This is a genomic window from Amycolatopsis sp. cmx-8-4 (genome assembly GCF_046548675.1).
Classification (GTDB): Bacteria; Actinomycetota; Actinomycetes; order Mycobacteriales; family Pseudonocardiaceae; genus Amycolatopsis.
In genome coordinates this window covers 230426-254694 of sequence record NZ_JAEBDZ010000007.1, presented here as the reverse complement: position 1 = coordinate 254694, position 24269 = coordinate 230426, and the positions used below count along the sequence as shown (strand labels likewise).

23 protein-coding genes are annotated in these 24269 nt (G+C 73.9%); 9 read left to right on the top strand and 14 right to left on the bottom strand.

Annotated elements, in window-relative coordinates:
* Window positions 1–47: 47 nt before the first annotated feature.
* Window positions 48–497 (top strand): SRPBCC family protein, encoded by a 450-nt coding sequence (locus tag ACLJQZ_RS17405; protein WP_410621022.1) that lies wholly within the window; start codon window positions 48–50, stop codon window positions 495–497.
* Here the strand turns inward: ACLJQZ_RS17405 and ACLJQZ_RS17400 are convergent.
* Both ACLJQZ_RS17400 and ACLJQZ_RS17395 read right to left on the bottom strand, forming a co-directional pair.
* Window positions 479–1684, bottom strand: coding sequence for an FAD-dependent oxidoreductase (locus ACLJQZ_RS17400; protein ID WP_410621021.1), 1206 nt, complete (start codon window positions 1682–1684; stop codon window positions 479–481). The genes ACLJQZ_RS17405 and ACLJQZ_RS17400 overlap by 19 nt on opposite strands.
* On the bottom strand, window positions 1681–2097 hold the full coding sequence (locus ACLJQZ_RS17395) for a nitroreductase/quinone reductase family protein (protein WP_410621020.1): 417 nt from the start codon (window positions 2095–2097) through the stop codon (window positions 1681–1683). Before ACLJQZ_RS17395 ends, ACLJQZ_RS17400 begins: the two co-directional genes overlap by 4 nt.
* Window positions 2098–2201: 104 nt before the next feature.
* On the opposite strand from ACLJQZ_RS17395, the gene ACLJQZ_RS17390 reads away from it, so the two are divergent.
* The 3 genes from ACLJQZ_RS17390 (at window position 2202) to ACLJQZ_RS17380 (ending at window position 5377) form a co-directional block, all read left to right on the top strand.
* Window positions 2202–2669, top strand: coding sequence for a MarR family winged helix-turn-helix transcriptional regulator (locus ACLJQZ_RS17390; RefSeq protein ID WP_410621019.1), 468 nt, complete (start codon window positions 2202–2204; stop codon window positions 2667–2669).
* Between the two features lie 9 nt (window positions 2670–2678).
* Entirely contained in the window at window positions 2679–4175 is a 1497-nt protein-coding gene (locus tag ACLJQZ_RS17385; RefSeq protein WP_410621018.1) for a cryptochrome/photolyase family protein, read from the top strand.
* Window positions 4176–4258: 83 nt separating this feature from the next.
* Entirely contained in the window at window positions 4259–5377 is a 1119-nt protein-coding gene (locus ACLJQZ_RS17380) for a DICT sensory domain-containing protein (RefSeq protein ID WP_410621017.1), read from the top strand.
* Window positions 5378–5470: 93 nt separating this feature from the next.
* Here the strand turns inward: ACLJQZ_RS17380 and ACLJQZ_RS17375 are convergent, their stop codons facing one another.
* From ACLJQZ_RS17375 to ACLJQZ_RS17360, 4 genes are read right to left on the bottom strand one after another with little or no spacing between them, the layout of a single operon-like run.
* The gene (locus tag ACLJQZ_RS17375) at window positions 5471–6928 is read right to left on the bottom strand and encodes an MFS transporter (RefSeq protein ID WP_410621016.1); all 1458 of its coding nucleotides are present in this window, start codon (window positions 6926–6928) and stop codon (window positions 5471–5473) included.
* Window positions 6925–11145, bottom strand: coding sequence for a beta-ketoacyl synthase N-terminal-like domain-containing protein (locus ACLJQZ_RS17370; protein WP_410621015.1), 4221 nt, complete (start codon window positions 11143–11145; stop codon window positions 6925–6927). The genes ACLJQZ_RS17375 and ACLJQZ_RS17370 overlap by 4 nt, the downstream gene beginning before the upstream one ends.
* The gene (locus ACLJQZ_RS17365; protein ID WP_410621014.1) at window positions 11142–12875 is read right to left on the bottom strand and encodes a fatty acyl-AMP ligase; all 1734 of its coding nucleotides are present in this window, start codon (window positions 12873–12875) and stop codon (window positions 11142–11144) included. The genes ACLJQZ_RS17370 and ACLJQZ_RS17365 overlap by 4 nt, the downstream gene beginning before the upstream one ends.
* Before the next feature lie 16 nt (window positions 12876–12891).
* On the bottom strand, window positions 12892–13575 hold the full coding sequence (locus tag ACLJQZ_RS17360) for a hypothetical protein (RefSeq protein ID WP_410621013.1): 684 nt from the start codon (window positions 13573–13575) through the stop codon (window positions 12892–12894).
* A 444-nt stretch (window positions 13576–14019) separates the two neighbouring features.
* Here ACLJQZ_RS17360 and ACLJQZ_RS17355 point away from each other — a divergent pair, with 444 nt between their 5' ends.
* Genes ACLJQZ_RS17355 through ACLJQZ_RS17345 form a run of 3 tightly spaced genes read left to right on the top strand, consistent with a single transcriptional unit; the run spans window position 14020 to window position 17104 of the window.
* Window positions 14020–15051 (top strand): alpha/beta hydrolase, encoded by a 1032-nt coding sequence (locus ACLJQZ_RS17355; RefSeq protein ID WP_410621012.1) that lies wholly within the window; start codon window positions 14020–14022, stop codon window positions 15049–15051.
* Complete coding sequence (locus ACLJQZ_RS17350; protein WP_410621011.1) at window positions 15048–15881, top strand: SDR family NAD(P)-dependent oxidoreductase; 834 nt, start codon at window positions 15048–15050, stop codon at window positions 15879–15881. The genes ACLJQZ_RS17355 and ACLJQZ_RS17350 overlap by 4 nt, the downstream gene beginning before the upstream one ends.
* Entirely contained in the window at window positions 15878–17104 is a 1227-nt protein-coding gene (locus tag ACLJQZ_RS17345) for a glycosyltransferase (RefSeq protein WP_410621010.1), read from the top strand. Before ACLJQZ_RS17350 ends, ACLJQZ_RS17345 begins: the two co-directional genes overlap by 4 nt.
* On the opposite strand, the gene ACLJQZ_RS17340 is transcribed toward ACLJQZ_RS17345, so the two are convergent.
* Both ACLJQZ_RS17340 and ACLJQZ_RS17335 read right to left on the bottom strand, forming a co-directional pair.
* Complete coding sequence (locus tag ACLJQZ_RS17340) at window positions 17101–17436, bottom strand: transcriptional regulator (protein ID WP_410621009.1); 336 nt, start codon at window positions 17434–17436, stop codon at window positions 17101–17103. The genes ACLJQZ_RS17345 and ACLJQZ_RS17340 overlap by 4 nt on opposite strands.
* Window positions 17433–18236, bottom strand: coding sequence for a hypothetical protein (locus ACLJQZ_RS17335; RefSeq protein ID WP_410621008.1), 804 nt, complete (start codon window positions 18234–18236; stop codon window positions 17433–17435). The genes ACLJQZ_RS17340 and ACLJQZ_RS17335 overlap by 4 nt, the downstream gene beginning before the upstream one ends.
* A 74-nt stretch (window positions 18237–18310) precedes the next feature.
* Between ACLJQZ_RS17335 and ACLJQZ_RS17330 the strand changes: the two genes are divergently transcribed.
* On the top strand, window positions 18311–18727 hold the full coding sequence (locus tag ACLJQZ_RS17330) for a RidA family protein (RefSeq protein ID WP_410621007.1): 417 nt from the start codon (window positions 18311–18313) through the stop codon (window positions 18725–18727).
* On the opposite strand, the gene ACLJQZ_RS17325 is transcribed toward ACLJQZ_RS17330, so the two are convergent.
* From ACLJQZ_RS17325 to ACLJQZ_RS17315, 3 genes are all read right to left on the bottom strand, one after another.
* Window positions 18724–19719, bottom strand: coding sequence for an ElyC/SanA/YdcF family protein (locus ACLJQZ_RS17325; protein ID WP_410621006.1), 996 nt, complete (start codon window positions 19717–19719; stop codon window positions 18724–18726). The two genes, ACLJQZ_RS17330 and ACLJQZ_RS17325, sit on opposite strands and share 4 nt — an antisense overlap.
* A gap of 104 nt (window positions 19720–19823) precedes the next feature.
* Window positions 19824–21347, bottom strand: coding sequence for a catalase (locus ACLJQZ_RS17320; protein WP_410621005.1), 1524 nt, complete (start codon window positions 21345–21347; stop codon window positions 19824–19826).
* Window positions 21344–21781 carry a Fur family transcriptional regulator gene (locus tag ACLJQZ_RS17315; protein WP_326949331.1) on the bottom strand — a complete coding sequence of 146 codons (438 nt, stop codon included), beginning with the start codon at window positions 21779–21781 and terminating at the stop codon, window positions 21344–21346. The genes ACLJQZ_RS17320 and ACLJQZ_RS17315 overlap by 4 nt, the downstream gene beginning before the upstream one ends.
* Before the next feature lie 107 nt (window positions 21782–21888).
* On the opposite strand from ACLJQZ_RS17315, the gene ACLJQZ_RS17310 reads away from it, so the two are divergent.
* Window positions 21889–22248, top strand: a complete 360-nt coding sequence (locus ACLJQZ_RS17310) for a DNA polymerase ligase N-terminal domain-containing protein (RefSeq protein WP_410621004.1) — start codon at window positions 21889–21891, stop codon at window positions 22246–22248.
* A gap of 166 nt (window positions 22249–22414) precedes the next feature.
* Here ACLJQZ_RS17310 and ACLJQZ_RS17305 read toward each other — a convergent pair whose 3' ends face one another.
* The 3 genes from ACLJQZ_RS17305 to ACLJQZ_RS17295 all read right to left on the bottom strand — a co-directional run bounded on the left by ACLJQZ_RS17305 (window position 22415) and on the right by ACLJQZ_RS17295 (window position 24145).
* Window positions 22415–23023 (bottom strand): TetR/AcrR family transcriptional regulator, encoded by a 609-nt coding sequence (locus tag ACLJQZ_RS17305; protein ID WP_410621003.1) that lies wholly within the window; start codon window positions 23021–23023, stop codon window positions 22415–22417.
* Between the two features lie 4 nt (window positions 23024–23027).
* On the bottom strand, window positions 23028–23372 hold the full coding sequence (locus ACLJQZ_RS17300; protein ID WP_410621002.1) for a hypothetical protein: 345 nt from the start codon (window positions 23370–23372) through the stop codon (window positions 23028–23030).
* A gap of 68 nt (window positions 23373–23440) precedes the next feature.
* Window positions 23441–24145 (bottom strand): DUF998 domain-containing protein, encoded by a 705-nt coding sequence (locus ACLJQZ_RS17295; RefSeq protein WP_410621001.1) that lies wholly within the window; start codon window positions 24143–24145, stop codon window positions 23441–23443.
* Between the last annotated feature and the right edge of the window lie 124 nt (window positions 24146–24269).

Sequence of the window (24269 nt, the reverse complement as noted above, 5' to 3'; positions counted from 1 at the left end):
GCGCGGGTAACCCGCCCAGGACCGCGAACGCCCCCGAGGAGCCCCCGATGACCGAATACCGGTACACCGCGACCGCCGACCTGCCCGCCGACGAGCTGTTCTCCTTCCTCAGCCACCCGGAGAACCTGCCGCGGTACTTCCCGGCGATGAAGGTCGCCGAGCCGACCGGTGGCGAGAGCGTGCACGTCGAGGCCGAGGTGCACGGTCACCGCGTCGAGAGCGAGGCGTGGCTGCACACGGACGCGGCCACGCGCACGCTGACCTGGGGTGCCGAGGGCCCGGACGACTACCACGGCGAACTGCGCGTCGCGGACGCCGGAGCGGCGTCGGCCGAGATCACGGTCACGCTGCACAGCGTCCGCGAAGCCGACGGCGGTGAGGTCCAGAAGGGCCTCGAGCAGACCGTCGCGGCGATGACCCACGCGGCGTCGGCGGACGCCGACGTCGACGCGGCCGAGAGCGAGGGCGGCTGGGCGTCCTACGACGAGAGCCGCTGAGCCAGGACGGACTCGTCGAGTTCCGGCGGGTACGGGCCGTAGGCGTTGCCGCGCGCGCCGCGGGTGCGCAGCGCCGGGATCGCGAACAGCGCCCGCAGGAATCCCGGCGGTGCCGCGCTCTTGCCGCGGGCGCGGGCTGACGCGGACCGTTGTTCGACGCGGACCTGGTCGGCCTGGACGCGTTCGATCGCCCGGATCCGGTCGGCCTGCACCGCGGCCAGGTCCGGGGTTTCGCCTCGGCGCAACGCCGGGACCAGGCGGTTCGCCGCCGCGACGGCGTCCTGGATCGCCATCAGGATCCCGTTGCCGCCGACCGGGGAGATGACGTGCGCCGCGTCACCGAGCAGCAGCAGGCCCGGGCGGTGCCAGCGTTCGACGCGGGAGATGTCCACCGACAGCAGCGTGGTCTGCGTGAAGTCGGCGAGCAGGTGCGCCCGGTCGGCGAGCCACGGCACGCGCTCGCGCAGGAACGCGCGGATCGGTTCGACACCGCCTTCGCGCAGCGCGGCGTAGGAGCCCTTCTCGATGCTGTAGCCGACCTGCCAGTCGTGGACGCCGCCGAGGACACCGACGTAGGCGTCGCGCCCGAAGTACAGGTCGAGGTCGGCGTCGCCCGGGTCGGCGGGCGAGCGCGGCAGCCGGAACCAGAGCTGGTCCGTCGTGGCGCCCAGCGACTTCGCCGGCAGCCCGGCCAGGCGGCGCACCGTGGAGAACCGGCCGTCGGCGCCGATGACGAGCGACGCCGTCAGCTCGCCGCCCCGGTAGCGGACACCGGTCACGGTCCCGTCGTCGTCCTCCAGGAGCCCGGTGACCTTGGCGCTCGTCCGCAGGGTGAACGTCGGCAGCGCGCCCGCGCGCTCGGCGAGGAAGTCGAGGAACCGCACCTGCGGCATCAGCGCGACGTAGCCGAACGGCGTCGGGAGGCGGTCGTAGTCGGCGCAGCTGTACACCCCGCCCGGGGTGTGGAAGCGGAACGAACGCGCCTTGAAGTGGTCGAGTTCGAGGAGGTCGTCGGCCAGGCCCAGCCGGTCGAGCAGTTCGAGGGTGTACGGGTGCAGGGAGTCGCCGCGGAAGTCGCGGTCGAAGCCGGCGTGGGACTCGAGGACGGTGACCTCGACGCCGGCCCGGGCGAGCAGGTAGCCGAGCACCAGCCCGCCGGGACCGCCGCCGACGACGGCGACACTCACCGCTCGTCCTTGTCCGACAAGCGGAAGACCGCCATGCCCGGCAGGTGCTCGCGGATCTGCGCGGGGGTCGCGTCCTGTGCGACGGGGAACGCCTTGATCGCCCATGGCACCGACATGGCCGCCAGGTACGTCGCGACCACCTCGGCCGCCTCCGCGCCGCTCGCCTCCTCGACGTGGCACTCCTGGCGCCCGGCCGCCGACAGCAGCGCGCACTCCGGCGTGCCGACGAGGTTGGCGACCCAGTCGCGGTCGCGGACCGGGGAGACGAGGTAGTGCCGCCCGGACCGGGCGACCACGGCAAGGGGGACCTGGCGCGGCGTGCCGGTGCTGCGGCCGCGGGTCTCGACCACACGCAGCGCGTATCCGCCTTCGGGTGGCGTCTCGGCGGGGGCGTCGCTCAGCTTAGCCGCCATTTCGGCGTTCATCGCACGGATGTCCACGGAGGTGCCTCTCGTCGGGGTCGCTAGACAATCTAGCAACATTCGCTAGATTGTCTAGCGACCCCTAGGATGGCCGGGTGGAAGACAGCTCCGTCGCGTTGCGGGTGAACCTCGCCCTGCGGGAACTCCTGGCGCTCGCGCACGACGTGCAGCAGGCCCTCGCCCGGCGGCTCGCGCTCGGCCCGACCGACGTGCAGGCCCTGCAGCACCTGGCGGGCGGCGGGCCGATGGGCACCGTCGACCTCGCGCACGCGCTCCGGATCCGCTCGGCGTCGGCCACCGTGCTCGTCGACCGCCTCGAGGCCGCCGGGCACGTCCGCCGCGGCCCGCACCCGAGCGACCGGCGCCGGATCACGCTCACCGTCACCGACCCGGCGCGCGCGGAAGTCCGGGCCGCGCTGGCACCGCTCGTCGACGCGATCACCGCGCTCACCGACGGCCTCGAACCGGACCACGCCGAGAGCGTCGCGCGTTTTCTGGGCGCCACCACGGAAATCCTGCGGTCCTACGCCGCCGGGCCTGCGGAACCGGCGGGTCCGCGTTAGGTTCGCCGCATGTCAGGACAGACGGCCCTGTGGCTGTTCGCCGACCAGCTCGGACCCCACTTCCACAGCACACCGGAGCACCGGGACCGGGACGTGCTGCTGATCCGCTCGGCCGCCGCGTTCGCCGCGAAGCCGTTCCACCGGCAGAAGCTGCACCTGGTGCAGGCCGCCCTCTACCGGCTTGCCGAGGACCTCGGCGACCGTGTCACCCTCCTCGACGCCCCGGACTACCGGACCGGCCTGCGCCGTTTCGGCCGCCCGGTGCTGGTGCACGAGCCGAACTCCCACGCCGCGGACACGCTCGTCCGGCGGCTGCGCGACGAGGGCGTCGTCGAACGGATCCTGCCCACGCCGGGATTCGTCCGGTCCAAGGAGGACTTCGCGGCGTGGGCGTCCGGGCGGACGCGGTTCGTCATGGAGGACTTCTACCGCGACCAGCGGGGCCGGTTCGAGGTGCTGCTGGAACCGGACGGCTCGCCCGCGGGCGGCCACTGGAACTACGACCGCGACAACCGGGAGCCACCGCCGAAGACCACCCGCCTCGACGTGCCCGCGCCGTGGCTGCCGCGGGAGAACGCGATCGACGAACGCGTCCGCGCGGAACTGGACCGGGCCGAGCGTGACGGCGCTGTCCACCCCGTCGGCGCCGACGGCCCCCGCCGGTTCGCCGTGGGCCGTGACGAGGCCCAGCGGGCCCTGCGCCGGTTCCTCGACCACCGCTTGCCCGCGTTCGGGCCGCACCAGGACGCGATGCTGACCCACGACTGGGCGATGGCGCACGCCCTGCTGTCGGTCCCGCTCAACCTCGGGCTGCTGGACCCCCTGGACGTCGTGCGCCAGGCCGAGCGGCGGTGGCGCGACGGGACGGCCTCGCTCGAGAGCGTCGAAGGCTTCGTCCGGCAGGTGCTCGGCTGGCGCGAATGGGTGTGGCACCTGTATTGGCACCTGGGCCCGGACTACCTGCGCCGCAACGCGTTGCAGGCGCGGCGAAAGCTGCCGGCGTGGTGGCGTGAGCTGGACGCGGACGCCGTCGAAGCGGCGTGCCTGCGGACCGCGCTGGCCGGCGTGCGGGACCGCGGCTACGCCCACCACATCGAACGGCTGATGGTACTGGGCAACCACGCCCTCCAGCGCGGCTACGACCCGGCCGAGCTGACCGCCTGGTTCGCCACGGCGTTCGTCGACGGCTTCCCGTGGGTGATGCCCGCCAACGTGATCGGCATGAGCCAGTTCGCCGACGGCGGCATCGTCGGGACCAAGCCGTACGCGGCGGGCGGGGCGTACGTGAACCGGATGAGCGACCACTGCGGCGGCTGCGTCTACGACCCGAAGCGGCGGACGGGTCCGCGCGCGTGCCCGTTCACCGCGGGCTACTGGGCGTTCCTCGACCGCAACGCGGAACGGCTGCGCGGGAACCACCGGATGCGGCAGCCGCTGAACGGGTTGCGCCGGCTGGCCGATCTCGACGAGGTCGTCGCCCGGGAAGCCGAGCGCGACCACTTCTGAGTTCACTCCATTGTGTGGCTAGCCGGTCACGGCGAGTTCTTCTACGGTGGTTGTCTCCCTTCCCCCGGCGAGAGCGATCCCCGATGCCCGACGTGTCCTCGGCCCGCGCCGGCGTGCTGTCCAAACGCGCGCTGGTGACCGCGTCCCACGCGGTCGAACGCGCGGCGCTGGCCGAAGGCACCGGCGCGGACACCGTGGTGTTCGCGCTCTTCCAGCGGCTGCCGTACTTCGAGCGGGAGCGCGAGGTGTACGCGCGGATCGCCCGGACGGCCGCGGTGACGGTCGTCGGCATGGTCGACTCGGGCCGCCCGGACCTGCCCCACGGCGTCACCCCGGTGCTGCTGCGCCCCGACGAGAGCATGGCGCGCGAGTGGTCGGTCGCGGTCCTGTCGCCGACGTTCGGCGCGTCCGTGGTGGCGCAGGACCTCGACGACGTCGACCCGCAGGCGACGTCGGTCGAGTCGGCGCGGCTGTTCCGCGGCCGCTGGGGCCTGCGCCGCGACGAGGCGTACGCCGAGATCGTCCGGCTGCGCGACGCGCTGGGCGACCGCCTGCCGCCCGCGGTGCGGCACAAGGTCGGCGAGGTCCTCGCGTCGGTGGCCGCGCCGGCGGCCCTCGACGTCGAAAGCCGGTCGGAGGCCGCGTTGCGGCACGTGGCGGCGCGGCTGGAGGCGCTGTCGCCGGCGGCCGCGGGACCGGTCGACGCGGAGACGGGACTCGCGACGCTGGCGGGCATCACGCCGTGGCTCGGCGACGCGACGGACACGGTCCCGCTCGGCTTGGTGCTGGTGACGGTCGACGACCTGACCGCGGTGGAACGCCGGCACGGCAACCGGATCCGCATGCACACCGAGCAGAACATCGCGGACCTCCTGCGCGACGGCCTGCGCCCGCTGGACCGCGCGGTGCGCCTGGGCCCGGGCGAGTTCCTGGTGGTGCAGCCGGTGGTGGGCCCGGAGGAGCTGACCGACCGCGGCCTCCGCCTGGAACGCCGGCTGGCGGCCCTGCACGCGACGTACCCGTTCGTCGACCTCCACCCCCGCACGACGACGATGCTGACCCGCCGCCGCCCGCTCCCGTTGAACACGTTGCGAAGCCGGCTACGCCACATCCCGGCGACGACGTTGTGGCCCCCGAGCCAGGGTTCGCTGCCGATAGCGCCCCGCAGCCCGGCCACCCGCGGCGGCGGTTGGTTCCGCTGAGGCCACCCGGACCGACCGGCGGCGCGGGGTCGTGAGCGGGAAACAGTGTTCTGGCCCTGTTTCCCGCTCACGACCGCCTCCGCGGGTCCCCGCTCACGGGCGGGCTCCGGCCTCGCGACGCCTGTTCCGGCGGAAGGCGGTGGCGAGCGTGGCCAGTGCGAACGCTCCACAAGCGACACCCGCCGATACCTGCAATCCCGCCGCGCAAGCCGTCCGGGCCGCGGTGAGCAGGTCCGCCGCCATCGGTGCCGGCAGTCCCGCCGCCGCCACCTCCGCCTGGGCCGGGCCCGCCGCCGCCAGCCGGTGCGCCGCCGGTGGGAGACCGGATGGCACGGACAAGTGCGCCGCGTAGACCGCCGCGGACAGGGAACCGAACAGCGTCGTTCCGAAACCCGCGCCCAGCTCGTAGCCCGTCTTCTCCACCGCCGCCGCCCCGCCGGCCGAGGCGGCCGGGGTGGCCGACAGCAGCGTGTCCGTGCTCGACGTCAACGCCAATGCCATCCCGAAACCCAAGCCCGCCAACGCGAAACCCAGTAAGCCGACCGCCTCGAGCGCGGGGGCCAGCAGCGACACCGCGGTCACCGCGAACCCCGCCGTGCGGACCCGGGCGTTGCCGAACCGCTCCAGCAGCGCCGGGGTCACCACGCTGCCCGCGGCCGACGCGCCGAGCACCAGCAGCAGCCGTGCCGCCGCCGCCGTGGGGGACAGGCCCAGCACCAGCTGCAGGTACTGCGCGAACAGCAACCCGAGCCCGACGAGCGTGCTCATCACCAGCAGCACCCCGCCGACCGCGGCCGGCACGCCCGGCCGCCGGAACAGCGCCAGGTCCAGCAACGGCGCGTCCGACCGGCGCTGACGCCGCACGAACAGGCCGATGAGGACGCACCCGGCCAGCGCCGGCAGCACCCCGCCGAACGCGATCCCGAACACCCCGCCCGCCGCGAACAGCGCGCTGACGCCGTCCCAGCGCCGCCGCGCGGGCGGGGTCCGCGGCAGCCACCGCAGGGCGAGCACGATCGCGGCCAGGATCACCGGCGGGTTGACCAGGAACGTCGCGCGCCAGCCCCACGTCTCGACGAGCACCGCGCCCAGCGCCGGCCCGAACACCGACCCGGTGCCGGCGATGCCGCTGCACACCGCGATCGCCGTCCGCCGCCGGCGCTGCTCCGGGAACAGCTCCCGCAGCAGCGACATCGTCGCCGGCATGATCATCGCTCCGCCGCAGCCGAGCACCGCGCGGGCCGCGAGCAGCGCCGGGACGCCGGGCGCGAACGCGCAGCCCAGCGAAGCGATCCCGAACACGGCGTAGCCGGCGACGAGCACCCGGCGCCGGCCGTAGCGGTCGCCGAGCGTGCCGAACGGCAGCAGCAGCGGCGCCGCGGTGAGCGGGTAGATCGCCACGATCCACACCTGCTCCGACGCGCTGGGCCGCAGGTGCCGGACCAGGTCGGGCAGCGCGACGTGCAGCACGGTGGCGTCCACCGCGACCAGGAACAGCCCGGCGCCGAGCACCGCGAGCAGCGGCCACGCGCGGGCGGGAGCCCGGGTCACGACCACAGCAGGCCCGCCAGGTGCCGCGCGACGACGTCGACGTGCGGCGGGTCCACGACCGACAGGTGGTGCGCGGGCACCGGTACGATCTCCAGGCGCGGGCACAGGTCCGCCCAGCCCGCCGCGGCGTCGGTGCGGGAGTACCGCGGTTCCATGGCCAGCCCGGCGGCGTACGGCTCGGTCGCCCGGTAGAGCACGACCCGGCCGTCGTACCGCGGCGGCACCGCGCGTTCGGCGGCGAGGGTGTCCAAAAAGGACTGACGCTGGTGCCGCAGCACGCCGGGGCCGAGCAGCCCGGCCTCGGCGACCCGTCGCATGGTCAGCTCGATCTGCTCCTCCTCGGGCAGCGGCGCGAGCTCGTCGTGACCGAGGCGGACGGCCCGGCCGTAGGTGCCTTCGACGTACCCGGTGAACCGCAGGAACCGCCGCGCCGACGACGCCCGCGGGTCGAGGTCCGGTTCCGGCAGCGGCAGCATCGTGTCGATGAGTGCGACGAGGTCGACGTCCGCACCCTCGCCGGCGAGCCTCACGGCGACGCCGTAGGCCAGCGCCCCGCCGAACGACCAGCCGGCCAGCCGGTACGGCCCGTCCCGCTGGGCTTCGCGGACCAGCGGCAGCAGCCGCTCGACGCGCTCCTCGACGCTGCCGCCGGGGACGCGTTCGAAGCCGACACACGGCAGCTCTTCGGGCAGCCGCTCCAGCAGCGGCCGGTAGACCGTGCACGTGCTGCCGCCGGGGTGGAACAGCAGCAACGGCGACGCGCCGGCGGTCCCGCGCGCGAGGACGTGGACGGGCCCGCGTTCCTCGCGAGTGTCGAGGACGGCCCGCGCGACGTCGGCGATCGCGGCCAGGGAATCGTGCCGCAGCAGGTCGGCGGCGTCGATCGGGGTGTCCAGCTCGGCCGCGAGCCCGCCGGCGAGCAGCTGGGCGAGGCGCGCGGGCTGGTCGGTGCCGGAGAGCAGGACGTGCGTGCCGCTCGGCTCGGTCCCGGTGTGCGCGGCCCACAGCCGCAGGACCAGCCGGTCGGCGGCGTCCCAGGCGCGCCCGCGCGCCGGCCGCGGGAACTCGTCCCGCCGGAGCGCGAGATCACCGTTGAGGTCGGCGAGGGTGGCGCCCCGCAGGACGGCCGCGGCATCGGGTTCGGTGCCGAGCTCGCGCCGGACGCTTTCACGGATCCGGTTCGCCATCAGGGAGTCCAGCCCGAGTTCGACGAGCGGCACGTCGGCGTCGAGCCGCTCGGGCCGCAACCCCATGACGGCGGCGACGATCTCGGTGAGCCGATCGGTTTCCGCGCGCGGCGCCGGCCCGAGCGGGCCCGGTGGCGCCACGGCGGGCACGGCTCCGGACCCCGATCCGGAACCGTGGTCCAGCTCGGCAGGCCCCCCGGCCGTCGAGGTGAACCAGTGCCGCTCGTGGCGCCACGGCATCGGCGGGACGTCCACCAGCCGGGCCCCGTCGTGCGGCTCGGCCGGCGTGACCCGCACTCCCGCGCAGTACAAGGCCGCGGCCGCCGCCCCGAACGCGCGCACCTCGTCCTGACCGCGCCGCAGCGTCCCCGTCACGACGGCGTCGTCGATGCCCGCGGCCGAGAGCGTCCGCGCCACCGAACCCCGCAGGATCGGGTGCGGGGACACCTCGACGAACGTCCGGTACCCGTCCGCGGCCGCGGCCGCCACCGCCTGCCGGAACCGCACCGGACGGCGCAGGTGCGCGGCCCAGTACCCGGCGTCGAAGTCCGGAAGTTCGCGCGGGTCGGCCAGGACCGTGTCGTACCAGGGCACAGCGGGACGCCGCCCGCCCAGCTCGGCCAAGGCCTCCCGCAGCGCGGCCAGCACCGGGTCGACGCCCGCCGAATGCCCCGGGACCTCCACCGGCAGCCGGCGCGCGGTGCGGCCCGCGGCCGCCAGCTCGGCGACGAGCCGATCCAGCACCCCGGCGGACCCGGCCACCGTCAGCTGCCGCGGCGCGGAGTCGACGGCCAGCTCGACACCCGGGTACGCCGCCAGCTCCGCCGGCGACAGCTCGACCGCGGCCATCCCGCCGGCCGGAAGCGTGCCCAGCAGCCGCGCCCGCGTCGCCACCAGGTGGACGGCTTCGCCGACGTCGAGCGCCCCGCTCACCACGGCGGCGGCCGCCGAGCCGAGGGAGTGCCCGATGACGGCCGCGGGCCGGACGCCCAGGGCTTCCCACCGCGCGGCCAGCGCGACCTGCGTCCCGAAGATCGCCGCCTGCGTCCGCGGCAGCGGCAGCGGCTCGGACGTCGTGAGCAGCGCGCGCAGCGACTGCCCGGTGTGCTCGGTGAACCGGTCGCCGAGCTTGTCGACCTGGGCCGTGAACGCCGGTTCGGTGTCCAGGAGCCCGCGGCCCATCCCGGCCCACTGCGAACCGTGGCCGGAGAACACGAAGACCGGGCCCTCGGTGTCCCGCGCGGTGCCGATGGCCGCGCCCGCGGGCAGCGGGTCGGCCTCGACGGCGCGCAGCAGCGACGCCAGCTCGGCGGTGTCGCCGGCGACGAAGGCGGCCCGGTGCCGGGCGCCGTTGTCGCGCCGGAACAACGTGTGCGTGACGTCGGCGAGCGCGTGGGGCGACGTCTCCAGCCACGTCGCCAGCTGCGCGGCCCGCTCGGTGAGCCGATCGCGGGTCCGGGCGGACACCAGCGCGAGCCGCACGCCCGCGCCGGCCGAAGCCGGGCTCGGCGCGGCCTCTTCCACCACGACGTGCGCGTTCGTCCCGCCGAACCCGAACGCGGACACCCCGGCGGTGGCGCGCCCGGCGTGCCGGGGCCACGGCGTCGGCTCGGCGACGACCCGCAGCCGCAGCTCGTCGAACGGGATGTGCGGGCTGGGCGCGGTGAAGTGCAGCTGCGGCGGCAGCTCGTCGTGGGTCATGGCCAGCACGACTTTGATCAGCCCGGCGATCCCGGCCGCGGCCTCGGCGTGCGCGATGTTCGTCTTCACCGAGCCGATCAGCAACGGACGCTCGGGAACCCGGCCCGCACCCAGCACCGCGCCCAGTGACCGGGCCTCGATCGGATCGCCGAGCAGGGTGCCCGTGCCGTGGGCCTCGACGTAGTCCACAGTGGACGGATCGAGCCCGGCGCCGCGGTAGGCGTCGCGCAGCATCGCCTGCTGGGCCACGGGATTGGGCGCGGCCATGCCGTTGGACCGGCCGTCGGAGTTCACCGCCGAGGACCGGATCACCGCCAGCACGCGGTCGCCGTCGACCTCGGCGTCGGCCAGCCGCTTGAGCACGACGACGCCGCACCCCTCGGCGCGGGCGATGCCGTCGGCGGCGGCCGCGAACGTCTTGCAGCGGCCGTCGCCGGCGAGCAGCCCGGCCGCGGCGAACGCGGCCGTCGGCCCGGGCAGCAGCATCAGGTTGACACCGGCGGCCAGGGCCAGGTCGGCCTCGCCGTCGCGCAGCGCCCGCACCGCGTGGTGCACCGCGACCAGCGACGACGAGCAGGCGGTGTCCACGGCCATGCTCGGCCCGCGCAGGTCGTAGACGTAGGACAGCCGGTTGGCCGCGATGCTGCCCGCCGCGCCGGTGGCCGTCCACAGGTCGACGCCGTCTCCGCCCATGGTCAGGTGGCCGTAGTCGTGGGTGGCGATCCCGGTGAACACGCCGGTCCGGCTGCCGCGCAGCGACGCCGGCGCGATCCCCGCGTGCTCCAGGGCCGCCCAGGTCACCTCCAGGAGCATCCGCTGCTGCGGGTCCATCGTCGCGGCCTCGCGCGGCGTGATGCCGAAGTGCTCGGCGTCGAACCCGGCGACGTCGTCGAGGAACCCGCCGACGACCGGCGCGGCGTCGGCGCTCCAGCGGCCCGGCGGTGCGGTCCGGACGGCGTCCCGCCCGGTTCGCAGCAGGTCCCAGTACTCGTCGAGGCCGTCCGCGCCGGGCCAGCGGCAGCCGAGCCCGACGACGGCGACCGGGTCGGTGCGGCGCCGGTCCGTGGCCGGGGCGACGTCGGGCTCGCCGCCCCCGGTGAGGCTGCGGGCAAGGTGGTCGATGGTCGGGCTTTCCCACAGCAGCGTCGACGGCAGCCGCGTGCCGAGCAGGTCTTCGAGGTCCGCGGCGATGCCGACGGCCTGGCGGGAGGACAGGCCGTAGTCGCCGAGCGGGCGGTCGGGTTCGAGCCGGGCGGCGTCGACGCCGGTGTGCTCGGCGACGGTGTCGAGCAGCCAGCGGCGCAGCGCGCCGGGCGAGAGGTCTCTCATCGCGCCAAGGCCTTTCCGTACTCGTGGGCGAGGTAGCGGTCGCGGCACGCGCTCCGGGCGATCTTGCCGCTGGACGTCCGCGGGACCTGGCCCTGCGGCACGAGGACGACGTCCCGCAGCGCCAGCCCGTGCGCGTCGGCCACGAGCCGCCGGACCGTCGCGGCCAGGTCCCGTTCGGACTGCTCGGTCAGCTCGGCGTGGCCGCGGTGTTCCGCGACGACGACCGCGCCCTCGGTGTCGGCGCCCTCGACGGCGAACGCGGCGACGCTGCCCGGCCGGATCGCCGGGTCCGCGCCGGCGACGGTCGCTTCCACGTCCTGCGGGTAGTGGTTGCGGCCGTCGACGATGAGGAGGTCCTTCAGCCGGCCGGCGATGTAGAGCTCGCCGTCGTGCCGGACGCCGAGGTCGCCGGTGCGCAGCCATGGCCCGGCCGGCAACCCGTTGTGGTCACTGTGGTCACTGTGGTCGCCGGTCAGCCGGGCGCCGAAGGTTTCCGTGCTGTCGATCGGCCGCTGCCAGTACCCGTCGCCGACGTTGGGGCCGTGGACCCAGATCTCGCCGACCGACTCGTCCGGGAGCGCGACGGCGGTGTCCGGGTCGACGAGCGCCACGTGCTGGCCCGCCGGCGCACCGCAGGCGACCAGCCGGACGCCGGTACCCGCCTCCCGCGCGACGCCCTCGCCGAGCGCGTCGCGGTCGAACGTCGTGACGCGCGGAGCGGCGTCGGCGGCGGTGGTCACGAAGACGGTCGCCTCGGCCAGGCCGTAGGACGGGCGCGTCTGCCGCGGCCGGTAGCCGGCGACGGCGAAGGCCGTGTGGAAGCGGTCGAGGACGTCCGGGTTGATCGGCTCGGCCCCGTTGATGATCCCGGCGACGCCGCCGAGGCGCAGCCGGGCGCGGTCGGCCTCCCGCACGCGGCTCGCGCAGTAGTGGAAGGCGAAGTTCGGCGCGGCGCTCCACGCGCCGGGCCGGTCGCCGAGCAGTTCCAGCCAGCGGATCGGGCGTTCGATGAAGGCCAGCGGGTCCATCAGCACCGAGCGCAGGCCCAGCACCAGCGGCGTGATCAGGCCGAGGACCAGGCCCATGTCGTGGAACAGCGGCAGCCACGAGACCGTCGTGGCCTCCCGCGGGTCGAGGCCGAGCCCCTGGGTGACCTGCCGGACGTTGGCGATCACGTTCGCGTGGGTCAGCACCACGCCGGCGGGGGAGCGGGTCGAGCCGGACGTGTACTGCAGGTACGCGACGTCGTCAGAGCGCGCCTCCGGGGCGGGCCAGGTCCGGGCCGCGTCGACGCGGTCGACCGCCACGATCTCCGCGCTTCCCGCGAGGAGCTCCTCGACGGCGGGCCGCGCGGCGGACGTCGTGACGACGGCCGCGGGCGCGCAGTCGGCGAGCACCGCGGTGAGCCGTCCGGCGTGCCCGGGCAGACCGGGGTCGAACAGCGGCACCGCGATCGCGCCCGCGGCGAGCGCGGCGAGGAACCCGACGACGTAGTCCACGCCCTGCGGGCAGAGCACGGCCACCCGGTCGCCGGGCCGGACCGGCAGCGCGCCCGCCGTGACGTCGACGCGCCCGGCCAGCTCCCGCCAGGTGAGGGTCCGCCGCCGCCCGTCGCGGTCGGCGCTGAAGTCGGCGAAGGTCAGCGCGGGGTTGTCGGCCTTGACCGTCGCCCAGTGCCGCAGGCACGCGGTCAGGGTGTCGCTCGCCGGGCTTTCCGGGGTCAGGTTCATGGGGTTCTCCTCCGGTCTATCGGCCCAGCCGCGGCGCCGCGTGCTGCCACGCGGTGACGGCCAGGGTGTCGAGGTCGAGGTCGGTGGCTCCGGCGTCGCGAAGCACGACGAGCACGTCACCGGCGGCGATGGCGACGGTGCGCAGCCGCAGGCCCGGCAGCTCGGCCGGCTGGCCGGGCAGCGTCAGGACTTGCTGGTAGGACAGGGTTTCCGCGCCGGGGACGGCGGGTCCGGGGCGTACGGTGAGCGTCGAGACGGCGGTGCCCTGCGGGTCGTCGACGGTGACCTGGCCGCATCGGCGGGCCTGGTCGGCCCATACCGGCAGATCGATCGGGTGGGCGGTGCGGGCGACGAGTTCGGAAACCTGGCCGCCGGCCACGGCCGACTGGAAGCCCTGTCCGGCGGCGTCGCCGGGCCGCAGCAGCCGCCCGTGGACGACGTCGTCGCACCCGCTCCCGACGTCCGTGCGGTCCGAAGTGGACAGTGCGGTGGTGAGGTCGAAGGTGTCGCGCGGAGCCGCCGGGACCACCTCGGGCGGCAGCAGGACGCCCTGCGGAATGGCGGGCGGCCGGGAAACCGGAGGCGTCGTTTCCGGCTTCCCCGCCGATCCGGAAATGGTGACGGCCGCGGCGGCGGTGACCAGAAGCGCGGCGGCGCGCACCGGCGGAAAACGGGACGGGCGACGAATTCGGGCAGTCATGGACAAGCCCTTTCCGGTGGGGTTCGAGGGGTTCGCGGTCCCCGCGGTGGGACGGTTTGCCGGGGCGTGCGGTGGGTGCCGGCCCGGGCGGCACAGGGCGAAGGCTACGACAGGTAATCGGTTACCGGAAGAGTGTCAAGAAAACGTAAACACCCTGATCTACGCGGGGTGAGCTGCGGAATCGCCGGAATCCGGCCGGTGAGGTGCGGGGTTACCCGTGAGTACGCCAGCCATGGTCACGGTGGGTGATCGCAGGCTCACCCGCGCGGGGGAGGCTTGCGATTTTCTGTTCTTCTCCCATTCACATTGTCCGGCTGTGTGGCGGACAAGACAATTGCTGTTCGCGGCCGGTTTCCTCTAGCTTGTGCACACGCCTCGGACGTTTTCCGGGTGATCGCCGTCACTTTTCCGGATTCGATCGAACGACCGGAGAAAGGAATACGTATGCGCATGAATCGCCGCCGGCTCCCTGCCGTCGCGCTGCTGACCGCCGTGAGCTGCCTGCTGTCGGCCGGTGCCGCCGCACCGGCCCGGGCCGCCGAACCGCCGGACACGCGCGCCGACGACGGGTCGCACGTCGTCGCCGAGACCACCGTCGGCGGCGATCCGCGGACGCTGGACCTGACCGTGCGCTCGACCGGCGTCGGCGGCTACGCCATGGTGCGGCTGATCCTGCCGGCGGACTGGACCGCGCACCCGGACCGCACGTGGCCGGCGGTGTACCTGCTGGCGGGGGAGACGCGGCTGCAGGACTACCGCGGCTGGAGCGCCAACACCGACGTCCGGCAGCTCGCCGACGACGCCGGCGTCCTGGTCGTGATGCCCGGCGCCGGCCCGGCGGGCTTCTTCACCGACTGGTGGAACTACGGCAAGGACATCGCGCTCAACCAGTGGGAGACGTTCACCGCGGTCGAGCTGCCGCAGCTGATCGACCGGGCCTACCGCGGCGACGGCCGTCGCGCGGCGGCCGGGCTCTCCCTCGGCGGGTACGGCGCGATCGAACTCGCCGCGCGCCGGCCCGGCGTGTTCCGCTACGCCGCGTCCTACAGCGGGAACCTCAACCCGGCCGGCCCCACCGGCGAGCTGCTGACCGACGCCATCGTCACGTCGGCGAAGCTCGACCCCGAAGCGCTGTGGGGCGATCGGCGCCGGGAGTCGGCGGTGTGGGAGGCGCACGACCCGCTGGTGAACGCCGGCCGCCTGCGCGGCACCGAGCTGTACCTCTCGGCGGGCAACGGGCTGCCGGGGCCGCTGGACGGCAAGCTCCCGATCGACGTCCTGCCCGGCGCGATGCTCCTGGAGTACCTGTGCGGCGGCCAGACCACCGCGATGGCCGATCGGCTGCGCACCCTCGGCGTCCCCGTGACGACCGACCTCTACGGCGCGGGCACGCACCAATGGGCGTACTGGCAGCGGCAGCTGCACCGGACGTGGCCGCGGATGCTGCAGGTGCTGGCCGCGGGGGCGGCGTCGTGACGCGACTGTCCTATGTGGTCACCGGCGCGTCGTCCGGCATCGGCCGGGCCTGCGTGGCCGAGCTGGTCCGGCGGGGTGCCCACGTGTGGGCGAGCGTGCGCACCGACGCCGACGAAGAGGAGCTCGAGTGCGCGTACGGCGACGCGGTGACGGTGCTGCGGATGGACCTGCGAGACGCGGACTCGATCGCCGCGTGCGGCGCGCGGGTCGTCGCCGGCGGACCGCTGCACGGCCTGGTGAACAACGCCGGCCTCGCGCGCCCCGGCCCGCTCGAATACGTGCCCCTGGACGTGTTCCGGGAGCAGCTCGACGTGAACGTCGTCGGGCAGCTCGCCGTCACGCAGGTGATGCTGCCCGCTCTGCGCGTCGCCGAGATGCCGCGGGTGGTGACGGTCGGCTCGATCGGCGGGCGGGTCGCCGGGCCGATGATCGGGCCGTACCACACGTCCAAGTTCGCGCTGGTCGGCTTGACCGACACCCTGCGCGCCGAGCTCGCGCCCGAGGGCATCGACGTCGTGCTCGTCGAGCCGGGCGCGGTCGCCACGGCGATCTGGCCGCGGGCCCGCGCGGCCGCCGAGGAGGTGCGTGCGGCGCTGCCCGACGCGGGTCTCGTGCGCTACGCGGCCCAGCTGGCCGCGGCGGAACGCAGCGCCGCCCGCTCGGCTCGCTCGGGAGTGCCGCCGCGACGGGCCGCGCAGGTCGTCGTCCGCGCGCTGACCGCCCGGCGCCCGGCGCCGCGGTACCTGGTGGGCGCCGACGCGCGGGTGGCGGCGGTGCTGGCGAGCCTGCCGTTCCGGTTGCGCTACCGCGTCACCGCGGCGAAACGATGAGCCGCCAGGTGGTCGTGATCGCGCCCGGCTCCCGGGGCGACGTCCAGCCGTGCGTCGCCCTCGGCCGGGGCCTGGCGGCGGACGGCGACCGGGTGCGCGTCCTCGCCGCGCCTCGCTTCCGCGCGCTGGTCGAAGAGCATGGCCTGGCGTTCGCGCCGCTGTCGGCGGATCCCGGCGAGATCCTCGGCTCGGCCGCCGGGCAGGCGTGGACGACGGGTGGACCGTTGACGTTCGTGGTCCGGCTGCGCGAAGTCCTGCGGCCGGTGCTGGACCGGCTGCTGGCCGACGTCCACGCCGGTTCGGCGGGCGCGGACCTGGTGCTCGCCCCGACGCTCGGGTTCCTCGGCGCGCACGTGGCCGCGCACCTCGGCGTCCCGGACGCCGAACTGCACTACCAGCCCAGCGTGCCGACGCGGGCGTTCCCGCACCCGCTGCTGCCGTGGGCCGGCCGGCTCGGGCCGTGGGGCCGCCGGCTGAGCTTCGGCGCGGTCGACACCCTCGCCTGGCGGCTCCTGCGGTCCACTGTGGACGGCTGGCGCACCGGGACCCTGGACCTGCCCGCCGCCGGTGCGCGGGGCCCCCGGCGGGACTCCCCGGTGCTGTGCGGGTTTTCGGACGCCGTCGTGCCCCGGCCGCCGGACTGGCCGGCGCGGGTGCACGTCACCGGCTACTGGTTCCTCGACCCGCCGCCCGGGTGGCGCCCGAACCCGCGGCTGCGCGACTTCCTCGCGGCCGGCCCGCCCCCGGTGTACGTCGGCTTCGGCAGCATGCGCCCGGCGGAAGCCGAGCAGACGTTCGCGGAAGTCCGCACGGCGTTGCGCCGCGCGGGCTTGCGCGGCCTGCTGGGCACGGACGCGTCCGTCGAACCGGCCGACGACCTGCTGCCGGTCCACGACGTCCCGCACGCCTGGCTGTTCCCCCGCACCGCGGCGGTGGTCCACCACGGCGGCGCGGGCACCACGGCGGCGGCCCTGCGCGCGGGCGTCCCGTCCCTGGTCTGCCCGGTGTTCTCGGATCAGCCGTACTGGGGCGACCGGGTGTCCCGCCTCAGCGCGGGCCCCTGGCCGCTACCCCTGCGCGACCTGACGGCGGACACGCTGTCGGCCCGCCTGAGCGAGGCGACGGGCAACCCGCTGTTCCGCCGCGGCGCCCAGTACGTCGGGGCGCGACTGCGGTCCGAGGACGGCGTGGCCCGGGCGTGTTCGGTGCTGCGGGAGGTCTAGGTGGTCCGCGGCCGGATCGCCGGGACGGCACCCTCGACGGCGGCGACCAGGGCCCGCAGCGCGTCCAGTTCCGCGGCGAGGGCCTTGCGACCGGCCGGGCTGATCGAGATCCACGTCCGCGGGCGCTTGCCTTCGTAACCCTTCTCGACGTCGATCAGGCCGGCCTCGTCGAGGATCGTGACGTGCCGGGACAGGTTGCCCGCCGTCATGTCCAGGGTCCGGCGCAGGTAACCGAAGTCGACCTGGCCCGCCTCGGCGGTGATGGTCAGGATGCCGAGGCGGTGGCGCTGGTGCACGGTCTCGTCGAGGCCTGCGGCGGGGTGGTCGCTCACGTGCGCGCCCCGCGCTCGTGGAACCACGCCACGACGCCGCCGACGAGGAGGATGAGGCCAGGCAGCAGCGAACTCCTGAACACGTGCGCCGTTTCGCCTTCGTAGCGCGCGAAAACGCCGAGGTTCGCCAGCAGGGCCGAGGCGGCGAAGAGACCACTGATCACGCCCAGCAGCCTGCTCCGCTCCAGCCACGCCAGCCCGACCAGGCCGAGCCCGATGGTCACGAGCGACGCGTAGGGCCGGTAGGGCGCGAACCGGAGGTCGAGCGCACTCAGTGCGACGAGGCCGGACAGCACAGCGGCGGCCGTGACGACGCCTCGGGCGGCGTGGCCCGTCAGGGTGGATCGCAGCCACAGCAGGCCACCCAGCACCGCGGTGGCGACGATCATGACAGGCCCGGTGACGGGCGCCTGGGCGTACGGCGACCGCGCGACCCGGTAGGCGAAGGACGCCACCACCGGCATGCCGAAGGAGATCGCGACGACCCCGACGAAGCCGACAGCGAGGTATGCACCGATGGGGGTCCGCACCCCGCGGCGCCGGCCGCGGTGGAGGTACCAGCACGCCGTGGCGAGGAACCCGCCGGTCACCGCGACCAGCCAGTACAGCTCGAGGGGCGTGCCGAACCAGAGGCCGGCGACGCCGAAGAGTGCCGGTCCGCCGGACGACCACAGCGGGGCGAGCAGCACGAGCACGCCGAACAGCAGCAGCGGCGGCACGTACGCGTGCCGGTCCGCCCGGGTCCGCGTCTTGAGCCGGGCCAGCTCGTCGAGCAGGACGGCGGGCGGCAGGTCGGTCATACGGTACCTACTTCGTAACTAGTTTATTTGGCAAACCAGATCCGGTGGTGAACCTACCATGGGATCATGGCCGCATGAAGCCACGCCGCTGGAATCCCGAGACCGTCGCGCCGCCGCTGGGCCGGTACAGCCACCTGGCCGAGGTGCCGCCGGGGCACCGGCTGGTGTTCCTCTCGGGGCAGCTCGGTGTCCTCCCGGACGGGACCCTCGCCGGCCCGGACGCCGAGACGCAGGCGCGGCAGATCTTCGTCAACCTCGAGACCCTGCTTACCGCGCACGGCGCCGGGCCGGAGCACCTGGTGAAGCTGCTGACGCTCATTGCAGGCATGGAACACCTGCCCGGCCACCGGGCCGCGCAGGCTGAGGCGTTCGCGAAGTGGTTCCCGGACGGCGACTTCCCGGCCCAGTCGCTGGCCGTGGTGGCCGCCTTGGCGGGGCCGGACTACACGGCGGAGGTGGAAGCCGTCGCGGCCGTCCCGGCGGGGGACTAGACGACGGCGAGTGCGACGCCCGCCCCGGTGATCAGGACGCACGCCGCGATCGTCGTGCGGCGGTAGTGCAGGATCAACGCCGCGAACTCGCGCAGCAGGGCGCTCGGCAGGAAGTAGCGCGCGGTGGGGGAGCCGGTCGCGTGGATCGGCAGCCCGAGGCGGCGGCACTCCACCGCCGTGCGGAAGACGTGGTAGTTGCTCGTCACCGCCAGGACGCGGCCCGCCCGGCCGGACTGGGGGAGCAGCGCGGCCGACAGCCGCAGGTTCTCCTCGGTCGTCGTCGCCTGGTCCTCGCGGCGGATCCGGTCCTCCGGGACGCCGCGCTCGCGGAGGTAGCCGTGCATCGCCTCGGCCTCCGTGACGCTCTCGCCCGGCCCCTTCCCGCCGGAGACGACCAGCAGCGGCGGGTGCGCGGGTTCCCGTTCGTAGAGCCGGATCGCGCGGTCGAGGCGGCCGGCGAGCAGCGGCGGGACGCGGTCGCCGGCGAGCCCGCAGCCGAGGACGATGATCGCCTCGACGTCCCGGTGGCGCCCGACCCGGCTGTACAACACGGAGTAGACCAGCAGTGACACGAGCAGGAACCCGAAGTACCCGGTGAGCACGATGGCGATCGCCACGAGCGCCGTGCCCCAACGGCCGAGCGGCGCGAAGAAGAGCACTTCGAGCGTGATCAGCCCGACGCCGAGGGCCAGCGACAGCAGGTTCCCCCTGCTGCGGCCTTCCTTCCGCCACATCTGCGCGCCGTTGAAGATCAGCGCGGCGGGCAGCACCAGCGCGACGATCACCGCGATCGCCGCCAGCAGCACGGCCACCACCGGGGTCAGCCACTCGAGGTGCAGGGCCTCGCGCAGCAGCCAGCCGGCGGTCAGCAGCAACGCGACCCCGAGCCAGACGGCGTTCCCGAGCCGCCGCGGTTCGCGCGCGAGCCGGATCAGGAACACGAGCAGCGCGACACCGGCGGCCAAGGGCAGCGCGGCTCCGGCGAAGTTCACCCGGCCTCCCCTGACTGTTCCCCCACGAGGAAGTCAACGTAGCCGAGGGACATCGGGGCCGCGAACCGGGGCGAGTCACCCGGGAGAGTGACTCGCCCCGTTCGTCAGGCCTTCTTCTGCATGCTCGACCGAGCGGGGTTCGCCTGCTTCGCCGCCTTCGGGTCCTTTTCCCCGGCCTTGGCGCGGACGCCCGACTCGATCCGGTCGCCGATGTCCTTGTCCACGTTGCGCCAGTACTCGAAGGCGCGCTGCAGCACCGGCTCGGTCACGCCGTTGAGCAGGTGACCCACGACGTTGTCGACGAACCGCTCGCGACCGGCGTCGTCGAAGACCTCACGGATCATCGTGCCGGCCTGGCCCCAGTCGTCGTCCTCTTCGCGCAGCGTGTACGCCGTGCGGACCATGTCGCCGTCGGTGTGCCAGCCCGCGGGCTGGCCGTACTTCGCGACGTCGGCGTGCGGGCCGCCCTTGGAGTTCGGCGCGTACACCGGGTCGGCGACCTTGGTGTAGCGCATCGCGCCGTCCTTGCTGTAGCTGTGCACCGGCGACACGGGCGCGTTGACCGGCAGCTGCTTGTAGTTCGCGCCGATCCGGTAGCGGTGCGCGTCCGGGTAGGAGAACAGCCGGCCCAGCAGCATCTTGTCCGGGCTCGCGCCGATCCCCGGCACCAGGTTGCTCGGCTCGAACGCGGCCTGCTCGATCTCGGTGTGGTGATCGGTCGGGTTCCGATCGAGGGTCATCCGGCCGACGTCGATGAGCGGGTAGTCGGCGTGCGGCCACACCTTCGTGAGGTCGAACGGGTTGAACCGGTAGGTCTTGGCGTCCTCGAACGGCATGACCTGGACCTTGAGCGTCCAGCTGGGATGGTCGCCGGCCTCGATCGACTCGTACAGGTCGCGCGTGTGGTAGTCGGTGTCGGCGGCGGCCATCTGGTCGCCCTCGTCCTGCGTGAAGGTCTCGACGCCCTGGTCGGTCTTGAAGTGGTACTTCACCCAGAAGCGTTCGCCACCGGCGTTGACCCACATGTAGGTGTGCGAGCTGTAGCCGTTCATGTGGCGCCAGGTCCGCGGGATGCCGCGGTCGCCCATCAGCCACGTCACCTGGTGCGCCGATTCCGGCGACAGCGTCCAGAAGTCCCACTGCATGTCGTGGTCGCGCAGGTTGTTGTCGGCCCGGCGCTTCTGCGAGCGGATGAAGTGCTGGAACTTCAACGGGTCGCGCAGGAAGAACACCGGGGTGTTGTTCCCGACCATGTCGTAGTTGCCTTCGCTGGTGTAGAACTTGATCGCGAAGCCGCGCGGGTCGCGCCAGGTGTCGGGGCTGCCCCGCTCGCCGGCGACGGTGGAGAACCGGATCAGCAGGTCGGTCTTCGTGCCCGGCTGGAACACCGCGGCCTTCGTGTACGCGCTGACGTCGCCGGTCACCTCGAACCGCCCGAAGGCGCCACTGCCCTTGGCGTGCGGCTGCCGCTCGGGGACGCGCTCGCGGTTGAACTGCGCCATCTGCTCGATGAGGTAGTTGTCGTGCAGCAGGATCGGGCCGTCCGCCCCGACGGTGAGCGAGTGCTCGTCGCTCTCGACGGGGATGCCGGCGTCGGTGGTGGTCGGTTCGGGATGGATCTGCGTCACTGCGGTCCTCTTTCTGCGTGGTGGTTCGCGGTGCACCCGGGGCAGAAGCCCCAGAACACCACTTCCGCCTCGTCGATGGTGAAGCCGTGCCCGGTGCCGGGGGTGAGGCAGGGCGTGGCGCCGACCGCGCAGTCGACGTCCTCGGTCCGGCCGCACCCGCGGCACACGACGTGGTGGTGGTTGTCCCCGGCTCGCCGCTCGAACCGGGCGGGGTGGCCCGGCAGCTCGATCCGCCGGATCAGGCCGGCTTCCGTGCACGCGCCCAGGACGTCGTAGATCGCCTGGGTGGACACAGAGTCCAGCATGGCGCGGACGCCGGTGCCGATGGCGTCCACAGTGGAATGAGGGTGCTGCGCCAGCCAGGTCAGCACCGCCCGCCGGGGCGCGGTTACCCGCAGACCCGCCGCTCGTAACATGCCGGCCGCATCGCTCATGACTTCCTACCGTGCGCCTGTTTCTGGACTGGGTCAAGTCCACGGAAGGACGGTTTCGAAGGGGTGAAACCGGGTACACATCAGGAACTTCTGGCATCGTGAGCGGGATGGAAGACCCGCGCCCGGCGTTCGTGCTGCACGAGCACTGTCGGCCCCGGCACCACTTCGACCTGCGCTTGGAGGAGAACGGCGTGCTGCGGTCGTGGGCCGTCCCGCGCGGCCTGCCCGCCGCCGCGGGCGGCAACCGCCTCGCGATCGCCGTGCCCGATCACGCGCTCGACCACCTCGGCTACGAGGACGAGCACAAGAAGGTCGCCGACACCGGCTGGTGGGAGGAGCACGACCGGACGGCGAAGCGAATGCTGTTCACGTTGCACGGCCGGCAAGGTGACGTCCGTTACGCGTTGATCGACACGGGCCGGGACTGGCTGCTGCACCGGACCAAGGACCAGCCCGCGCGGAGCTAGGGCTTGCTTCAGAAGTGGGTTCTCAGCGGCTTCGGCTGAGGGGTAATCTTGCCGGCGGCTGCAATCCCGGTGCTGCAAAGACGGGCGATCGGGTGCCGGATACCGGGATTTTCCGTCACTCGCGCCCGTACCGAGCAACGGCTTCAGCGCCGCTCACCGAGCGCACCTAGCCCGGCAGCCCCTTCTCGATGAGGGTGAAGCAGGCGTCGATCCAGGTCGCGGCGCCGTCGTCGGGGATGCGGTCGCGGACGTCGGAGCTGGTCAGCACCCGGAACGGGGTGATCAGCAACGCCGCCGCCGCGCGCGTGGCCGGGTCGAACGGGGAGCCGCCGGCCTCGGCCGCGAGCGTGGCCGCGAGGCGCTGCTCGTAGCGTTCCCACATCAGCTGCAGCCGGCTGTGCAGCGCCGGGTTCTCGCCGATCAGCCGCGCGAACGCGACGATGCCCTCGGAGTCGTCGCCGGGCAGCGTCCCGTCGATGAGCTCGTGGGCCAGGCGGCGGACCGCCTCGGCGGCCGAGGTGCCCGCCGGGCGGCCGGCCAGCCGCTGCTCGATCCGGTCGAGCAGGGAGAACTCGTCGGCGAAGACGAGGTCCTCCTTGCTGTCGAAGTAGACGAACAACGTCTTCACCGACACGTCGGACGCCCCGGCGACCTCGGCGACGGTCACCTGGTCGAAGCCGCGCTCCCGGAACATCCGCTCGGCGTTGGCGGCCAGCGTCTCGCGGGTCAGGCGCTTCTTGCGCTCCCGCAGCCCTTCGCGCGGCTCCTCGGTCATGCCCTCACCCTTTCACAGGCGGCCGGAAACGATCAGTACGGCGTTCTGCCCGGCCGGCAGCGAAACCTGGACGAAGAACCCGATCCCGGCGCCGGCCAGGACCAGCGGCACGATCAGCCACGGCGCCGCCGCGAGCCACGCCATCGACGGGCAGCGTGGTGACGGCGCTGGTCAGCAGGTAGGCGGTGGCGATCCACGACGAACCGCCGACGTCGCCCAGGTCACGGGCGATGCTCGGCAGGGCGGTGGCGACGATCGTCTGGTCGAGGTTGGAGATGAACAGCACGACCACGAGCGGGACGAGCAGCACTCCGACGCGGGTGCCCTTCCCGGTCGCGAGGTCTGGCATGGCGGGCTCCTTCGGCATCGAACTTCGGCGATGCTCAAAGGTGACTCGCTTACACTTTGTGATGGTGTCTAGTGTGACGCAGGCGATAACGAAAGTGGCTCACGGTTTGCTGGCGTGGTCGCCGCGCGGTGCGCCCAGACGCCGAGGACGGCGAGCAGGGCGATCTCCATGAGCATCATCAGGCGTTCGACCAGTCCGGTCGCCACGGTCGGCAGGTGGCCGCCGAGCACGACGTTCACCGCGAACGGGACGATGAACGGCAGGTAGAACGGGATCGCGGCCAGCGCCAGCCGGCGCGACCAGGTGGCGAAGCGGCGCCAGCGCGGGTCGTCGCGGTGCCGCCGGCCCAGCGCCCAGCCGACGACCGGCAGGCTGAGGCACGTCACGGCGGACGCGTAGAGGTGGATCTTGCCGGTGGTCGTGATGGCCCCGCCCTGCGGATCCTTCGCGAAGATCGCGACGGTGAGCAGGCTGACGCACCAGAGGACCTTCGCCGCGACGAGCGCCGGGTTGGCCAGCAGGCCGCGGCGGTAGAGCGCGACGAGCAGCAACGCCGAGCCGGTGCTGGTGAGGATGAGCGCGCCGTCCCACATCCAGCGGCCGGGGACCAGGGCGTAGTCACTGAGCATCGCGGTGACCGGATCGAGCGGCGCGAGGCGCCGATCGAGGTGCAGCACGGCGAGCAGGACGACGGCCGCGGCGAACGCGGCTTGCGCGCCGGGCACGAGCAGCCGGGCGCGAAGGGACAGGTGGGTCGGTGCGGGGGCCAGCATGCCTAGGTTCACTCCGGGAGCGCTCAGCGGGTTCAGACGAAGTCGGCGACGCTACCCGTGACCATTCCGTGACCATTGCCGACGCGCCCGCGCTGTGACGCACCCCACGCCTCGGCCCGACCCG

Excerpts from the sequence above, each read along its gene's own strand:
- ACLJQZ_RS17405 (WP_410621022.1), top strand. The coding sequence starts at position 48 with ATGACCGAATACCGGTACACCGCGACCGCCGACCTGCCCGCCGACGAG.
- ACLJQZ_RS17300 (WP_410621002.1), bottom strand. The coding sequence starts at position 23,372 with ATGCCAGACCTCGCGACCGGGAAGGGCACCCGCGTCGGAGTGCTGCTC.
- ACLJQZ_RS17380 (WP_410621017.1), top strand. The coding sequence starts at position 4,259 with ATGCCCGACGTGTCCTCGGCCCGCGCCGGCGTGCTGTCCAAACGCGCG.
- ACLJQZ_RS17345 (WP_410621010.1), top strand. The coding sequence starts at position 15,878 with ATGAGCCGCCAGGTGGTCGTGATCGCGCCCGGCTCCCGGGGCGACGTC.
- ACLJQZ_RS17385 (WP_410621018.1), top strand. The coding sequence starts at position 2,679 with ATGTCAGGACAGACGGCCCTGTGGCTGTTCGCCGACCAGCTCGGACCC.
- ACLJQZ_RS17395 (WP_410621020.1), bottom strand. The coding sequence starts at position 2,097 with ATGGCGGCTAAGCTGAGCGACGCCCCCGCCGAGACGCCACCCGAAGGC.
- ACLJQZ_RS17330 (WP_410621007.1), top strand. The coding sequence starts at position 18,311 with ATGAAGCCACGCCGCTGGAATCCCGAGACCGTCGCGCCGCCGCTGGGC.
- ACLJQZ_RS17370 (WP_410621015.1), bottom strand. The coding sequence starts at position 11,145 with ATGAGAGACCTCTCGCCCGGCGCGCTGCGCCGCTGGCTGCTCGACACC.
- ACLJQZ_RS17295 (WP_410621001.1), bottom strand. The coding sequence starts at position 24,145 with ATGCTGGCCCCCGCACCGACCCACCTGTCCCTTCGCGCCCGGCTGCTC.
- ACLJQZ_RS17310 (WP_410621004.1), top strand. The coding sequence starts at position 21,889 with ATGGAAGACCCGCGCCCGGCGTTCGTGCTGCACGAGCACTGTCGGCCC.
- ACLJQZ_RS17365 (WP_410621014.1), bottom strand. The coding sequence starts at position 12,875 with ATGAACCTGACCCCGGAAAGCCCGGCGAGCGACACCCTGACCGCGTGC.
- ACLJQZ_RS17305 (WP_410621003.1), bottom strand. The coding sequence starts at position 23,023 with ATGACCGAGGAGCCGCGCGAAGGGCTGCGGGAGCGCAAGAAGCGCCTG.
- ACLJQZ_RS17315 (WP_326949331.1), bottom strand. The coding sequence starts at position 21,781 with ATGAGCGATGCGGCCGGCATGTTACGAGCGGCGGGTCTGCGGGTAACC.
- ACLJQZ_RS17355 (WP_410621012.1), top strand. The coding sequence starts at position 14,020 with ATGCGCATGAATCGCCGCCGGCTCCCTGCCGTCGCGCTGCTGACCGCC.
- ACLJQZ_RS17360 (WP_410621013.1), bottom strand. The coding sequence starts at position 13,575 with ATGACTGCCCGAATTCGTCGCCCGTCCCGTTTTCCGCCGGTGCGCGCC.
- ACLJQZ_RS17335 (WP_410621008.1), bottom strand. The coding sequence starts at position 18,236 with ATGACCGACCTGCCGCCCGCCGTCCTGCTCGACGAGCTGGCCCGGCTC.